The 13,873-nt window shown below is 63.1% G+C and carries 15 protein-coding genes; 11 read left to right on the plus strand and 4 right to left on the minus strand.

Annotated elements, in window-relative coordinates; genetic code table 11:
- Positions 1-60: 60 nt before the first annotated feature.
- The 4 genes from ACFSNN_RS13810 to ACFSNN_RS13825 all read right to left on the minus strand — a co-directional run bounded on the left by ACFSNN_RS13810 (position 61) and on the right by ACFSNN_RS13825 (position 4,301).
- Positions 61-924 carry an NUDIX hydrolase gene (locus ACFSNN_RS13810; protein ID WP_134457184.1) on the minus strand — a complete coding sequence of 288 codons (864 nt, stop codon included), beginning with the start codon at positions 922-924 and terminating at the stop codon, positions 61-63.
- Positions 925-967: 43 nt separating this feature from the next.
- Positions 968-1,582, minus strand: coding sequence for a LysE family translocator (locus tag ACFSNN_RS13815; RefSeq protein WP_134457185.1), 615 nt, complete (start codon positions 1,580-1,582; stop codon positions 968-970).
- A 57-nt stretch (positions 1,583-1,639) separates the two neighbouring features.
- On the minus strand, positions 1,640-2,206 hold the full coding sequence (locus tag ACFSNN_RS13820) for an adenine phosphoribosyltransferase (protein WP_134457186.1): 567 nt from the start codon (positions 2,204-2,206) through the stop codon (positions 1,640-1,642).
- A 91-nt stretch (positions 2,207-2,297) separates the two neighbouring features.
- On the minus strand, positions 2,298-4,301 hold the full coding sequence (locus tag ACFSNN_RS13825; protein WP_012431665.1) for a monovalent cation:proton antiporter family protein: 2,004 nt from the start codon (positions 4,299-4,301) through the stop codon (positions 2,298-2,300).
- 161 nt (positions 4,302-4,462) lie between these two features.
- Here ACFSNN_RS13825 and kdsD point away from each other — a divergent pair, with 161 nt between their 5' ends.
- From kdsD to ACFSNN_RS13880, 11 genes are all read left to right on the plus strand, one after another.
- Positions 4,463-5,446, plus strand: a complete 984-nt coding sequence (kdsD, locus tag ACFSNN_RS13830) for an arabinose 5-phosphate isomerase KdsD (RefSeq protein ID WP_134457187.1) — start codon at positions 4,463-4,465, stop codon at positions 5,444-5,446.
- Entirely contained in the window at positions 5,446-6,006 is a 561-nt protein-coding gene (locus tag ACFSNN_RS13835) for a KdsC family phosphatase (RefSeq protein ID WP_012431663.1), read from the plus strand. The genes kdsD and ACFSNN_RS13835 overlap by 1 nt, the downstream gene beginning before the upstream one ends.
- Positions 6,003-6,611 carry an LPS export ABC transporter periplasmic protein LptC gene (gene lptC / locus ACFSNN_RS13840; protein WP_012431662.1) on the plus strand — a complete coding sequence of 203 codons (609 nt, stop codon included), beginning with the start codon at positions 6,003-6,005 and terminating at the stop codon, positions 6,609-6,611. The genes ACFSNN_RS13835 and lptC overlap by 4 nt, the downstream gene beginning before the upstream one ends.
- Positions 6,612-6,631: 20 nt before the next feature.
- Positions 6,632-7,303 carry a lipopolysaccharide transport periplasmic protein LptA gene (gene lptA, locus ACFSNN_RS13845; RefSeq protein ID WP_134457188.1) on the plus strand — a complete coding sequence of 224 codons (672 nt, stop codon included), beginning with the start codon at positions 6,632-6,634 and terminating at the stop codon, positions 7,301-7,303.
- Complete coding sequence (gene lptB / locus ACFSNN_RS13850; RefSeq protein ID WP_012431660.1) at positions 7,300-8,085, plus strand: LPS export ABC transporter ATP-binding protein; 786 nt, start codon at positions 7,300-7,302, stop codon at positions 8,083-8,085. The genes lptA and lptB overlap by 4 nt, the downstream gene beginning before the upstream one ends.
- 187 nt (positions 8,086-8,272) lie before the next feature.
- Complete coding sequence (locus ACFSNN_RS13855) at positions 8,273-9,784, plus strand: RNA polymerase factor sigma-54 (protein ID WP_134457189.1); 1,512 nt, start codon at positions 8,273-8,275, stop codon at positions 9,782-9,784.
- A gap of 170 nt (positions 9,785-9,954) precedes the next feature.
- Positions 9,955-10,311 (plus strand): ribosome hibernation-promoting factor, HPF/YfiA family, encoded by a 357-nt coding sequence (gene hpf / locus ACFSNN_RS13860; RefSeq protein ID WP_106282113.1) that lies wholly within the window; start codon positions 9,955-9,957, stop codon positions 10,309-10,311.
- 278 nt (positions 10,312-10,589) lie between these two features.
- A complete protein-coding gene (locus ACFSNN_RS13865; RefSeq protein WP_012431657.1) occupies positions 10,590-11,105 on the plus strand; it encodes a PTS sugar transporter subunit IIA in 516 nt (171 codons plus the stop codon).
- Between the two features lie 127 nt (positions 11,106-11,232).
- Positions 11,233-12,201, plus strand: coding sequence for an HPr(Ser) kinase/phosphatase (hprK, locus tag ACFSNN_RS13870; RefSeq protein WP_012431656.1), 969 nt, complete (start codon positions 11,233-11,235; stop codon positions 12,199-12,201).
- A 97-nt stretch (positions 12,202-12,298) separates the two neighbouring features.
- On the plus strand, positions 12,299-13,192 hold the full coding sequence (rapZ, locus tag ACFSNN_RS13875) for an RNase adapter RapZ (RefSeq protein WP_134457190.1): 894 nt from the start codon (positions 12,299-12,301) through the stop codon (positions 13,190-13,192).
- 39 nt (positions 13,193-13,231) lie between these two features.
- Positions 13,232-13,867 (plus strand): LON peptidase substrate-binding domain-containing protein, encoded by a 636-nt coding sequence (locus ACFSNN_RS13880; RefSeq protein ID WP_012431654.1) that lies wholly within the window; start codon positions 13,232-13,234, stop codon positions 13,865-13,867.
- Positions 13,868-13,873: the final 6 nt, after the last annotated feature.

Below are 13,873 nucleotides of genomic sequence, written 5' to 3' on the forward strand. Positions count from 1 at the left end.
TGTGTGTGGCTCGATGCAGCGTGTTTCGGCATGGTCGTTGCGCGCGCACCGATGCGGCGCTCAGGCGACGAGCGGCGGCGAGAACAACGCCTCGATGCCGGCGCACGCGTCTTCATCGATCCAGCGGCGGCGCAGCAGGCAATCCAGCGTGGCCAGGCTCGCATCGACGGTCATCGCGCCCTCTTCGATCCAGCGCGCCGCTTCGTCGATACGCGCGAGCCGGTGTTCACCCACTTCGCCGTCCTGATTGCGCGGCGCGAAATCGGCCGGCAGCGCGAGGTCGTAGATAAAAATCTGTTCGGCCTGCGTGCCTTCCGGCAACGATTGCAGCACATGCGCGGTGCGGCCCGCCACGGCGCGCGCGGCGATCTCCTCGGGAATGCCGGCTTCTTCCCAGCATTCCTTGATGATCGTTTCCTCGACGCCGAAGCCCCACCCGATCCCGCCCGCCACGACATTGTCGAGCATGCCCGGGTCGGTCGCTTTGGTGTCGCTGCGGCGCGCGATCCACAATTGCGGCGCGCCATGGGGCGCCGCGCGATCTGCGTATTCTACGACGCCGTTCAGATGCACCGCGTAGGTCATCGTGCCGAAGAAGCGCGACGCCGCGCGTTCGATATACGCGAGCGGCGGCGCATCGAACGCATTGCGGATCGCGTAGGTCTCATTGCGCCAGCCGGGAATGCGGTCTTCGGCGGCGAGCGCGCCGATCACGGAACCGAGCGCGGCGCTGCGCAAATCCACGGTATTGAATGCGGGCGCCAGCGTCACGCGGGCGTCGTCGATGTCGAACACGTCGGGCCAGCGCGCGAGCAATGGCACATCGCCCGTGCGGATCCAGCCGACCTGTTCGGCGTCGATCCAGAACGGCACATGCGCCCGCGCGTCGAAGCGGCGCGCGGCGGTGATGCAAGGCAAAGTCATTTGAAGCTCCAGACGAACTGCCGGCGGAAGTCGGCCAATCCAATCAATCGCGCAACGCGACGCGAATCCCGATTGCGATGAACGTGGCGCCGGCGAGGCGATCCAGCCACACACCGACACGCGGACGGCGTTTCAGCCAACCGCCGATCATTCCCGCGCACACGCCGAACAGCGAAAACACCACCACCGTCTGCAGCATGAACAGCACGCCGAGTTCGAGCATCTGCAGCGTGACGCTCTGCATGCCGTGCGGCTGCACGAACTGCGGCAGGAACACCACGAAGAACAACGTCACCTTCGGATTCAGCAGATTACCGAGCACGCTCTGGCGAAACACCGCCATCAAGGGTTGCGGCGCGCGTTCGTGCGCGGTTGCGAGACCCTGGCTGCGCAGCGCCTTGATGCCGATCCAGATCAGATACGCGGCGCCGGCCAGTTTGATGACTTCGAAGGCGACCGGCGACGAGCGCAGCAACGCGGCCACGCCGAGCGCGGCGAGCGTCGTGTGAAACGTGATGCCGGCCGCAAAGCCGAGCGCCGCGACGAGCCCCGCCGCGCGGCCCTGCGAGATACCGCGCGCGAGCACTTGCAGATTGTCCGGGCCGGGCGCCATGGTGATGGCGACCGACGTGGCGAGAAACAGCAGGAAGTTAGGCATCGTTCTTACCTTCTTGTGACCAGAAAGAAGTTCGCAGCGGCTTATGGCTGCGAATGATCAGTGACCGTCGAAGCCAGTGACCGTATAGAGCGCGAGGCCGCCCTCACGGAGCAGCTTCGAGCCGCCGAGTTCCGGCAGATCGATGATCGCGGCGCCTTCCACCACGACCGCGCCGAGGCGCTCGAGCAGAATCTTGCCGGCCATCATCGTGCCGCCGGTGGCGATCAGATCGTCGATGATCACAATGCGGTCGCCTGGCTTGCAGGCGTCCTCATGAATCTCGACAGTCGCCGTGCCGTATTCGAGTTCATACGATTGCGCGACGCGCTTGTAGGGCAGCTTGCCCGCCTTGCGGATCGGAATGAAGCCGAGGTTCAGCTCATACGCGAGAATCGGCCCGATGATGAAACCGCGCGCATCCAGCCCGGCGATGTAGTCGAGCTTCGCGTCGATGTAACGCTGCACGAACAGATCGGTCAGAACGCGCAACGACTTCGGCTCCTGCAAAAGCGGCGTGATATCGCGAAACTGCACGCCCGGCTGCGGCCAGTCGGGCACCGTGCGAATGTGGCTTTTGATGTAATCGGCCGCATCGAGCGGCGCGCTGGCGAGCGCGTTGGACATGATGTCTCCGGATGGACCTCGACAGGTCCGATGAAAAACTAAACGGGCGGTGGCCCGGCAGGCTCACCTGGCCGCGCATGGAGCGCAAGTTTCAGGCCGCGGCGGCGCCCGCGCGCCGGTGTTTCGAGAGCCGTTCCTCGGCCTCCGCCAACTGTTCGGGCAGACCGCGCAGCACCACGATGTCGCTCGCGCGCAGCTTGGTGGACGGGTCCGGCTCGACGCCGCGAATGCCGTGCCGGCGAATCGCCGTCACTTCCACGCCGATCTCGAACAGCCCGAGATCGGCGAGCGTTCGGCCCACCGCGTCCGCGTTTTCGTCGACCGGCACAGATTGTAGCCGCACCTGTTCGTGACCGTCGTCGTCGTCCACGTCGTCGGCGCCGTGGAAGTAGCCGCGCAGCAGCGCGTAGCGTTCATCGCGCATCTCTTCCACGCGGCGTACCACGCGCCGCATCGGCACGCCCATCACCACCAGCGTGTGCGAGGCGAGCATCAGACTGCCTTCGACGATTTCCGGAATCACCTCGGTCGCGCCCGCGGCCAGCAGCTTCTCCAGATCGGCGTCATCCACGGTTCGAACGATCACCGGCAGCGTCGGCTCAAGTTCGTGGATGTTGTGCAGCACGCGCAATGCCGACGGCGTATTCGCATAAGTGATCGCAATGGTCGCCGCACGATGGATACCCGCTGCAAGCAGCGACTCGCGCCGTCCGGCATCGCCGAACACGACCGACTCACCCGCAGCCGCAGCCGCCGCGACACGATCGGGATCCAGGTCGAGCGCGACGTACGACAAACCTTCATGTTCCAGCATGCGCGCCAGATTCTGGCCGGCCCGGCCGTAGCCGCAAATGATCACGTGGCCGCTCTGTTTGAGGCTCTGCGTGGCGATGCGCGTCATTTGCAACGACTGCATCATCCATTCAGTCGACGACAGCCGCAGCACGATCCGGTCCGCGTTCTGGATCATGAACGGCGCGGCCAGCATCGACAGCAGCATAGCCGCGAGAATCGCCTGGAGCATGGTGGCGTCGACGAGATGCTTGTCGAGAATCAGATTCAGCAGCACGAAGCCGAACTCGCCCGCTTGCGCGAGGCCGATACCGGTGCGCATCGCGACGCCCGGCGACGCGCCGAACAGGCGCGAGAGGCCCGTCACCATGATCGCCTTCAGCAGAATCGGGCCGACCAGAAAGCCGAGCACGATCAGCGGATGCTCCCAGATCACGCGCGGATTGAGCAGCATGCCGGTGGTGATGAAGAACAACCCCAGCAGCACGTCGCGAAACGGCTTGATGTCCTCTTCCACCTGATGCCGGTACGGCGTTTCGGCGATCAGCATGCCGGCGATGAACGCGCCGAGCGCGAGCGACAAACCGAACTTGTCCGTGATGAACGCGCAACCGAGCGTCACCAGCAACAGATTGAGAATGAACAGTTCCTGCGAACGGCGCCGCGCCACCACGTTGAACCAGCGCGTCATGAAACGCTGGCCAACAATCAATAGCAGCGACAACGCCACGACGATCTTGATGGCCGCCACGCCGAGCGAGCTGACGAGATCTTCCGAGTTGCCGCCCAAAGCCGCGATGATAATGAGCAGCGGCACCACCGCCAGATCCTGAAACAGCAGCACGCCGAAGATATTGCGGCCATGCTCGGTCTCGATCTCGAGCCGCTCCGCCAGCATCTTGCTGACGATCGCCGTCGACGACATGGCGAGCGCGCCGCCCAGCGCCACACTTGCTTGCCAGCGGATATGCACCCAGCGCTCCAGCACGAAGCCGAGCGAGACCGCCACGGCGATCGTGCCGATCACCTGCAGCAGGCCGAGGCCGAACACGAGCCGGCGCATGGAGCGCAGCTTGGCGAGCGAAAACTCCAGCCCGATCGAAAACATCAGGAACACCACGCCAAACTCGGCGAGGTTCTGCGCGCCCGCCGAGTCGGGAATCAGACCGAACGCATGCGGACCGACGACGATGCCCACCGTCAGATAGCCGAGCATCGGCGGAAGATTCAGAAAGCGAAACACCACCACGCCCGCCACCGATGCCAGCAGCAGGAACAGCGTCATTTCGAGGGGGGAAATCATCGGCAAAAACGCATCGGCAAAGCGTCCTCGTTCGTCAGCGGAACCGCGCACGCAAAGCGCCGTGCGACAAGGTTGAGGGGCCGTTAAAGGCAGCGATAAAGACAGCGGCTCGGCACAGCAGGCCCGGCGCGGCGAACAGGCGCCTTTGCTATACTTCGCGAATGATAGCGAAAATCAATGGCGACCGGGCACTCGAGCTCGCTCGCGACGTGCTCGACATCGAAGCGGACGCCGTGCGCGCGCTTCGCGATCAACTCGACGATGGTTTCGTCGGGGCGGTCGACTTCATCCTGGGTTGCCGCGGGCGCGTTGTCGTTTCCGGCATCGGCAAATCCGGTCACGTGGCCCGCAAGCTCGCGGCCACGCTCGCCAGCACCGGCACGCCGGCGTTCTTCGTGCATCCCGCTGAAGCCAGCCACGGCGATCTCGGCATGGTCACCGCCGACGACGTGTTCCTCGCGCTGTCCAATTCCGGTGAAACCGAAGAACTCGTAGCGATCCTGCCGCTCATCAAGCGGCTCGGCGCGAAGCTGATTGCCATGACGGGCCGTCCGTCATCGAGTCTCGCACAACTGGCCGACGTGCACCTGAATTCCGGTGTGTCGAAAGAAGCCTGCCCGATGAATCTTGCGCCCACCGCCAGCACCACCGCCGCGCTCGCGCTCGGCGACGCACTCGCGGTCGCGGTGCTCGATGCCCGCGGCTTCGGGCGCGACGACTTCGCGCGCTCGCATCCGGGCGGCGCGCTCGGGCGGCGCCTGCTCACTTATGTGCGTGACGTGATGCGCACCGGCGATCAGGTGCCGAAGGTCACGCCCGAGGCCACCGTGCGCGACGCGCTGTTTCAATTGACCGCCAAGCGCATGGGCATGACCGCGATCGTCGATCACGAGGACCGCGTCGCCGGCATCTTCACCGACGGCGACTTGCGCCGCGTGCTCGAACGCGACGGCGATTTCCGCGAACTGTCGATCGCCTCGGTCATGACCGCCGGCCCGCGCACCATCGGTCCGGATCAACTCGCGGTCGAAGCCGTGGAACTGATGGAGCGCCACCGCATCAATCAGATGCTGGTCGTCGACGAAGCAGGCAAGCTGATCGGCGCACTCAACATGCACGACCTGTTCTCGAAGAAGGTGATCTGATGGCCATTGCTCCGCCCACCGCGACCGAACGCGCAAGCCGCGTCAAGCTGATGATTTTCGACGTCGACGGCGTGCTGACCGACGGCGGTCTGCTGTTCACGGCGGAAGGCGACACGATGAAGGGCTTCAACTCGATGGACGGCCACGGCATGAAGCTGTTGCGCGAGGCGGGCATCGAGACGGCGATTATTACCGGTCGCAAGTCGGGCATCGTCGCGGTACGGGCGAAGGAAATGAACGTCACGCACGTTTATCAAGGCGTGCAGGACAAACCTAAAGCGTTCGCAGACCTGTTGCAGCAAACCGGCCTGACGGCCGAAGAATGCGGCTACATGGGCGACGACTGGGTCGATCTCGCCGTGATGCTGAAGGTCGGCTTCGCGGCCGCGCCGGCCAACTCGCATCCTGAAGTGATCGCGCGCGCCCACTGGGTCAGCGAGGCACGCGGCGGTCACGGCGCGGCGCGCGAAGTCGTCGATACGCTGCTGCGCGCGCAGCACAAATACGAAGCGCTGCTCGCGGCCGCCTGTAGCGGCGAACAGCGGGGCCTCGTCGGATGAACCAGTTTCGCCTGACGTCGCTGATTCCGCTGGTCGCCATGGCTGCGCTCGCCGGTATCACGTGGTGGCTGCTGCAAGCCACCCTGCCCCGGCAGAACGAAGGCGTGGTGCGCCCCAAAGAGCACACGCCGGACTATTTCGCCGACAACTTCTCGGTTTCCGAACTCGATCAGTCGGGCTCCACGCAATACCGGCTGACCGCCCAGTCGCTGATCCATTACGAAGACGACGAGCTGAGCGACCTGGTCAAACCGGCCATGCGCGCGTTCCAGCCGGGCAAGCCGATCGTCACCGCAACCGGTGACACCGGCAAGGTGAACGGCGATGCGTCGATCGTCGATCTGTACGACAACGCGCGCATCGTGCGGGCGCCCGGCTACGGGGATCCGCAGATGCAAGCGGATTCGCAGCATTTTAGGGTGCTGGTCAACGACGATGTGATCGAGACTGAAAAGCCGGTTAAACTTCAGCGCGGCATGTCGGTGATGACTGCCAGCGGCATGAACTACAACAACGTCACCCGGGTGATGCAGCTGTTCGGCAACGTGAAAGGCAACATCGCCCCGTCCGAAGCAGGCGGCAGCTCGCCCAAGCAACCCGGGTAATCCATTCCAGGCGTGACTGCATGAACGAATCGTTCCCCCGTTTTGATACCGGCTGCTCGCGCACCCTGTCCGCGTGGCGCGCCGGGCTTGCTGCGCTCGTCGTCGCGTTGCCGCTCGCCGGCTTCGCGCCGCTCGCGCACGCCGACCGTGCCGACAAGGACAAGCCGCTGAACATCGAAGCGGACAACATGACTTACGACGACCTGAAGCAGGTCAACATCTTCACCGGCCATGTGGTCGCCACCAAAGGCACGATCGTGATCAAGGCCGACCGTGTCGAAGTGACGCAAGACCCGCAGGGCTATCAATACGCAACCGGCACCTCGAGCGGCGGCAATCTGTCGTATTTCCGCCAGAAGCGCGAGGGCCTCGACGAATATATCGAAGGCACGGCCGTCCGGATCGACTACGACGGCAAGCAGGATCTGACCACGCTCACCACCAACGCCACCGTAAAACGCCTGCAAGGCCTCTCCACGGTCGTGGACCAGGTGCACGGCAGCGTCATTACGTATGACGGCCAGAACGACTTCTATACCGCGAAGGCAGGCAAGGACGTCGCTGGCCCGGGCAACCCGACCGGCCGCGTGCGCGCCATGCTGTCGCCGCGCAATGGCGGCGCGGCGCCGCTGAACGGCGCGTCGGCCACGCTCGCGCCGTCCACGACGATCCAGGGAGCCCCGAACCAGTGAGCACGTCAGCGTCCCTCCCCAATCGCAAGCCGGCCGGCACCAGCAGTTCGCTAGTGGTGCGCAACCTGAAGAAGCGTTACGGCTCGCGCACGGTCGTCAAAGACGTGTCGCTCGACGTGAAAAGCGGTGAAGTGGTCGGCCTGCTCGGCCCCAACGGCGCGGGCAAGACCACTTCGTTCTATATGATCGTCGGCCTCGTGCCGCTCGACGCGGGCGAGATCGATCTGGACGGCAAGTCGATCAGCCTGCTGCCTATCCACAAGCGCGCTTCGCTGGGGCTGTCCTATCTGCCGCAGGAAGCTTCGGTGTTCCGCAAGCTCAGCGTCGAAGAAAACATTCGCGCGGTGCTGGAATTGCAGCACGAAGAGAACGGCAAGCGGCTCAGCAAAGACGCCATCACGAACCGCACGGAAGCCTTGCTCGACGAGTTGCAGATTGCGCACTTGCGCGAGAATCCGGCGCTGTCGCTGTCGGGCGGCGAGCGTCGCCGGGTTGAAATCGCCCGGGCGCTGGCTACCAATCCGAGCTTTATTCTGCTCGACGAACCGTTCGCGGGCGTCGACCCGATCGCCGTGCTGGAAATTCAGAAGATCGTTAAATTTCTGAAGCAGCGCAATATCGGCGTGCTGATCACCGACCACAACGTGCGTGAAACGCTCGGCATCTGCGATCACGCGTACATCATCAGCGACGGCAGCGTGCTGGCCGCCGGCGCGCCGAGCGACATCATCGAAAACGAAAGCGTGCGGCGCGTCTATCTGGGCGAGCACTTCCGCATGTAAGCGCATGAGGGATTACCGGCGGTGCCGGCGCGCACCCGTCGGCCCCTCCATGCGGCAACCGCACATCCGCATTTTTGGCCCGGGCCGTTCTGCGCCCGTCGCCGCCTAAAAGAGGCGCACGCGTAATTGCGAATGTCGCAAGGTATCGCGGTCGTGGCAAACTCTCTACAATGAATCTCAACTTGCCATGAAAGCCAGCCTCCAACTCCGCCTATCGCAGCATCTTGCGCTGACGCCGCAACTGCAGCAGTCCATCCGGCTGCTTCAGCTGTCTACGCTCGAATTGCAGCAAGAAGTCGCAATGGCGATCTCGCAGAATCCGCTCCTCGAAAACGAGGACGACTGGATCGCGAGCCCGTTGCGCGTCGCGGCCGACGGCTCGCTGATCGCGCAGGCGCCCAACTCTTCCGCGCCACCCGACCAGATGGGCGGCAATACGTCCTCCTCGTCCAGCAGCGAGCGCGCCGAGAACGGCGAACCGCAGGGCGTCGACGAATACAACGGCCTCGCAGGCGACGGCAATGGCGACGCGTCGCAATGGAATCTCGACGACTACGGCCGCTCCGGCAACGCCTCGGACGACGACGATCTGCCGCCGCTGCAAATCCATGAATCGAGCACCTCGCTGCGCGACCACCTGATGGCGCAATTGCGCGTCACCCAGGCGGGCCAGCGCGACCGGGCGCTGATCACCTTCCTGATCGAATCGCTCGACGACGACGGCTATCTGGCCGCCACGCTCGAAGAAGTGCTGGCCGATCTGCCCGAAGAGCTCGAAGTCGACGTCGACGAAATGAATGCCGCGCTTGCGCTGCTGCATAGCTTCGACCCGGCCGGGGTCGGTGCGCGCTCCGCGTCGGAATGTCTCAAGCTGCAATTGTTGCGGCTCGACGCCTCACCTACGCGCACGCTCGCGCTGGATATCGTCGCCCACCACCTGGAACTGCTTGCGGCGCGCGATTTCACGCGTCTGCGCAAGCATCTGAAGGCCAACGACGACGATCTGCGCGACGCGCACGTACTGATCCGCTCGCTCGAACCGTTCCCCGGCGCCGCCTATGGCAAGGCCGAAGCGGACTATGTCGTGCCGGACATCATGGTGCGCAAAACAGCACAGGGCTGGCAGGCCGAGCTGAATCCGGAAGTGGTGCCGAAGCTGCGTATTAACCATCTATACGCGAATATTCTGCGCAATAACCGGGGCGATCCGGGCAGTGGTTCGTTGCGCCAGCAACTGCAGGAAGCGCGCTGGCTGATCAAAAATATCCAGCAACGTTTCGAGACGATTCTGCGCGTGGCGCAGGCAATTGTGGAACGTCAGAAGAGCTTTTTTGTCCACGGCGAAATTGCCATGCGCCCCTTGGTTTTGCGGGAAATTGCTGATACGCTGGGCCTACACGAGTCAACTGTCTCGCGTGTGACAACCGGTAAATACATGCTGACCCCATTCGGGACGCTTGAATTTAAGTACTTCTTCGGATCACACGTTTCGACTGACACGGGCGGCGCGGCGTCTTCAACGGCGATTCGCGCGCTCATCAAGCAACTGATAGGAGCGGAAAACCCGAAATCTCCTCTTTCGGACAGTCGCATAGCCGAACTGCTGGCTGAACAGGGCTTCGTGGTCGCACGGCGTACCGTTGCGAAATACCGTGAAGCGCTCAAGATTCCGGCAGTCAACCTGCGCAAGTCTCTGTAGCCCGTCGCCTTCCGTGGCGGGCATTTACCGGCCGCTCCGCAGTTGGCGGACAGGCCGGCCGATGCGACCTGCCAGTAGTCAGTCACCGGGGGACGACTCAGGCAAGCCGACAGATCGACCGGACCTTCGTCATCGTGCGGACCAAGCGGCCATTAGCTTGGAGAAGCACTATGAATCTGCAGATCAGTGGACACCACCTCGAAGTAACGCCTGCGTTGCGCGAATACGTGATCACCAAACTGGATAGGGTGCTAAGACATTTCGATCAGGTCATCGACGGCAGTGTGGTCCTCTCGGTCGACAACCACAAGGAAAAGGAAAAGCGTCAAAAGGTTGAAATCAACCTGCATCTCAAGGGCAAGGACATATTTGTCGAGAGCTGTGACAGCGACCTGTACGCTGCGATCGATCTGATGATCGACAAGCTTGACCGGCAAGTCATTCGCCATAAGGATCGTCTGCAAGGCCATGCGCACGAGGCGATCAAGTATCAACCGGCGCCGCAGCTAGACGTGCCGCCGCAATAAGGGAAATCAGAGGACATTCTTCATCTCCCTTAACCAGCGAAACCGCCCGGAATCGGGCGGTTTTTTGTTTCCGGACGCCGCTTCCCGCGTGGCGTCGCAGCATCTGCCCACGCTTCAAAAGAACTCAATTCGCATTGATGGCGCGCCGCACCATCCGTGGCTACCCTGTTCTATAATGTTCCGGTTACCATCGGGGTCAGGTAAGCTCAAGCGGAAGTCGGTCGGCCGGAGTCCTGCGCTTTCGGACTCCAACGCATGTCGCCGCGAGCATCAAACGAATGGAACGCCACTCAAACGCCCCAGCGAGGAGAACCCAGGCCACGTTTTCGCCTGTCAACATGAATCGTTTAGCCAAATTTCTTCCCCTCGAGAACGTCGTCGTCGGACTATCGGTCACCAGCAAGAAACGTGTGTTCGAGCAAGCGGGCCTGATCTTCGAGAACCAGAACGGCATCGCCCGTAGCACGGTCACTGACAATCTGTTCGCGCGCGAGCGCCTCGGATCAACTGGCCTTGGTGAAGGCGTGGCGATTCCGCATGGCCGGATCAAAGGCTTGAAGCAGCCGCTCGCCGCGTTCGTCCGTCTTGCCGAACCCATCCCCTTCGAATCGCCCGACGGTCAGCCGGTCTCGCTGCTCATCTTCCTGCTCGTGCCCGAACAGGCCACTCAACAGCACCTCGAAATCCTTTCGGAAATCGCGCAGTTGCTGTCCGATCGCGAAGCCCGCGAGCGCCTGCATACGGAAGAAGACCGCGAATCATTGCATCGCCTGCTCACTCAGTGGCAACCTTGATGCATCGGCGGTTATCCGCACGCCGGTGATCCGCCCACGTGCGGATACCGTCTGACAAGGTAAGCGGCCCGCGCTAGCGCGGCCGTTGCTTTGTCCGGCAAGCGGCCAACACTGGAGTCACTGACTCATGGATACGTCCAGCATCAACGCCCAAAGCATTTTCGACGATAACGCCGCCATGCTGAAGCTCAGCTGGCTGACGGGGCATGAAGGCTGGGAGCGCGGCTTTTCTTCGGAATCGGTCGCCAATGCCACGTCGAGCGCCGACCTTGTCGGCCACTTGAACCTGATCCACCCGAACCGGATCCAGGTGCTCGGCGACGCCGAAATCGACTACTACAAGCGCCAAACCGACGAAGACCGCTCGCGCCACATGGCCGAGCTGATCGCGTTGGAACCACCGTTTCTGGTGGTGGCGGGCGGCGTCGCCGCGCCGCCGGAACTGGTCTTGCGCTGCACGCGTTCGTCCACGCCGCTATTCACCACGCCGATGTCCGCCGCCGCGGTGATCGACAGCCTGCGCCTCTACATGTCGCGCATTCTCGCGCCGCGCGCCACGCTGCACGGCGTGTTTCTCGACATCCTCGGCATGGGCGTGTTGCTCACCGGCGACTCGGGCCTCGGCAAGAGCGAACTCGGGCTGGAACTGATCAGCCGCGGCCACGGCCTCGTTGCCGACGACGCGGTGGATTTCGTGCGCCTCGGTCCCGACTTCGTCGAAGGTCGCTGCCCGCCGCTGCTGCAAAACCTGCTGGAAGTGCGCGGCCTCGGCCTGCTCGACATCAAGACGATTTTCGGTGAAACCGCGGTGCGCCGCAAAATGAAGCTCAAGCTGATCGTGCAACTGGTCCGCCGTCCCGATGGCGAATTCCAGCGCCTGCCGCTGGAAAGTCAGACCGTCGACGTGCTCGGCCTGCCGATCAGCAAGGTCACGATTCAGGTGGCGGCCGGCCGAAATCTCGCCGTGCTGGTCGAGGCCGCCGTGCGCAACACGATCCTGCAACTGCGTGGCATCGACACTCTGCGCGACTTCATGGATCGCCAGCGCCTTGCCATGCAAGACCCCGACAGCCAGTTTCCCGGCAAACTGATCTGAGTCCGCAAGACCATGCCGTATCCGCAGCCAGCGGCAGGCCGCGGGTACGCGCGAGGGGACCAGATGCTATGATGAACTGTACGGTTTTCACGACCCCATGCGCATAATCCTGATCACCGGTATATCCGGCTCCGGCAAATCAGTTGCCCTGAACGCGCTTGAAGACGCAGGCTATTACTGCGTCGACAACTTGCCGCCGCGCTTCCTGCCGCAACTGGCTTCCTATCTCGCCGAGGACGGGCAAGACCGCCTCGCGGTCGCGATCGACGCGCGCTCGAGCGCCTCGCTCGACGAAATGCCCGCCATGATCCGCGACCTCTCGCGTGCCCACGACGTACGCGTGCTGTTCCTCAACGCGAGCACGCAGTCGCTGATTCAACGCTTCTCCGAAACGCGCCGGCGCCATCCGCTGTCCGGTTCCACTTCGCACGACGCCGACGTCGGCCTGCTCACCTCGCTCGCCGAAGCGATCGAACGCGAACGTGAACTCGTGGCGGGCCTGGCCGAGTTCGGCCATCAGATCGACACCAGCAATCTGCGCGCGAACGTGCTGCGCGCGTGGGTCAAACGCTTCATCGAGCAGAAAGATTCGGGGCTCGTGCTGATGTTCGAGTCGTTCGGTTTCAAGCGCGGCGTGCCGCTCGACGCCGATTTCGTGTTCGACGTCCGCACCTTGCCGAACCCGTACTACGATCATGAATTGAGGCCGCTCACGGGTCTCGACAAACCGGTGATCGATTTTCTCGATGCGCTGCCGGTCGTGCATGAAATGATCGACGACATCGAGAAATTTCTCGTTAAATGGCTCCCGCATTTCCGCGACGACAATCGCAGTTACCTGACCGTCGCGATCGGTTGCACGGGCGGCCAGCACCGCTCGGTATTCATTGCTGAGACGCTCGCCGCGCGTCTCGCATCGTCGGCGAATGTCATTGTGCGGCACCGCGATGCGCCGGTCGAAGCCGGCGAATCATCGAAGTTAGTGGCTTAACCGGCCGCATCGCGCGGCCTCAACTCGAAGCGTTGCGCCATGTCTTCTACTTCTACTGTGCTTGCCGATGTGCCGCTGTTTCCGCTGCATACGGTGCTGTTTCCCGACGGACTGCTGCCGCTAAAGATTTTCGAAGCGCGCTATCTCGACATGGCGCGCGACTGTCTGCGTGAAAAAACGCCGTTCGGCGTGTGCCTGCTAAAAAGCGGCGCGGAAGTGGCGCGTGCGGAAGAGCCTTCGGTGCCCGAAGCAATCGGCTGTCTCGCTGAAATCGACGAGTGCGATGTCGAAGCCTTCGGCATGCTGCTGATTCGCGCGCGCGGCACGCGGCGTTTTCGTCTGCTGTCGCATCGCGTCGAATCGAGCGGTTTGTTGGTCGGCATGGCGGAGCCGCTCGGCGAGGACATGCCGCTCGAAGGCAACGAGCAATTGGCCAAATTCGGCGCATGCGCGGAAGTGCTCGAACGGATCATCGCGACGATCCGCGAGCGCGATCCGGACAGTCTGCCGTTCGCGGAACCCTTCAGACTCGAAGATCCGTCTTGGGTGTCGAACCGTCTTGCCGAAGTGCTGCCGATCGCGCTGCGTGCTCGCCAGAAACTGATGGAATTGCAGGACGCCGGCGCGCGGATCGACGTGGTGCATCACTACATGCAGCAGCATCAGTTGCTTTGAAGGCGG

This window comes from Paraburkholderia dipogonis (genome assembly GCF_042680985.1).
Lineage (GTDB): Bacteria > Pseudomonadota > Gammaproteobacteria > Burkholderiales > Burkholderiaceae > Paraburkholderia > Paraburkholderia phytofirmans.

Coding starts and splice junctions, on each gene's coding strand:
- kdsD (WP_134457187.1), top strand. CDS start 4,463: ATGATAGCGAAAATCAATGGCGACCGGGCACTCGAGCTCGCTCGCGAC.
- ACFSNN_RS13810 (WP_134457184.1), bottom strand. CDS start 924: ATGACTTTGCCTTGCATCACCGCCGCGCGCCGCTTCGACGCGCGGGCG.
- ACFSNN_RS13825 (WP_012431665.1), bottom strand. CDS start 4,301: ATGATTTCCCCCCTCGAAATGACGCTGTTCCTGCTGCTGGCATCGGTG.
- ACFSNN_RS13835 (WP_012431663.1), top strand. CDS start 5,446: ATGGCCATTGCTCCGCCCACCGCGACCGAACGCGCAAGCCGCGTCAAG.
- ACFSNN_RS13855 (WP_134457189.1), top strand. CDS start 8,273: ATGAAAGCCAGCCTCCAACTCCGCCTATCGCAGCATCTTGCGCTGACG.
- hpf (WP_106282113.1), top strand. CDS start 9,955: ATGAATCTGCAGATCAGTGGACACCACCTCGAAGTAACGCCTGCGTTG.
- ACFSNN_RS13815 (WP_134457185.1), bottom strand. CDS start 1,582: ATGCCTAACTTCCTGCTGTTTCTCGCCACGTCGGTCGCCATCACCATG.
- rapZ (WP_134457190.1), top strand. CDS start 12,299: ATGCGCATAATCCTGATCACCGGTATATCCGGCTCCGGCAAATCAGTT.
- ACFSNN_RS13865 (WP_012431657.1), top strand. CDS start 10,590: ATGGAACGCCACTCAAACGCCCCAGCGAGGAGAACCCAGGCCACGTTT.
- lptA (WP_134457188.1), top strand. CDS start 6,632: ATGAACGAATCGTTCCCCCGTTTTGATACCGGCTGCTCGCGCACCCTG.
- lptC (WP_012431662.1), top strand. CDS start 6,003: ATGAACCAGTTTCGCCTGACGTCGCTGATTCCGCTGGTCGCCATGGCT.
- ACFSNN_RS13880 (WP_012431654.1), top strand. CDS start 13,232: ATGTCTTCTACTTCTACTGTGCTTGCCGATGTGCCGCTGTTTCCGCTG.
- hprK (WP_012431656.1), top strand. CDS start 11,233: ATGGATACGTCCAGCATCAACGCCCAAAGCATTTTCGACGATAACGCC.
- ACFSNN_RS13820 (WP_134457186.1), bottom strand. CDS start 2,206: ATGTCCAACGCGCTCGCCAGCGCGCCGCTCGATGCGGCCGATTACATC.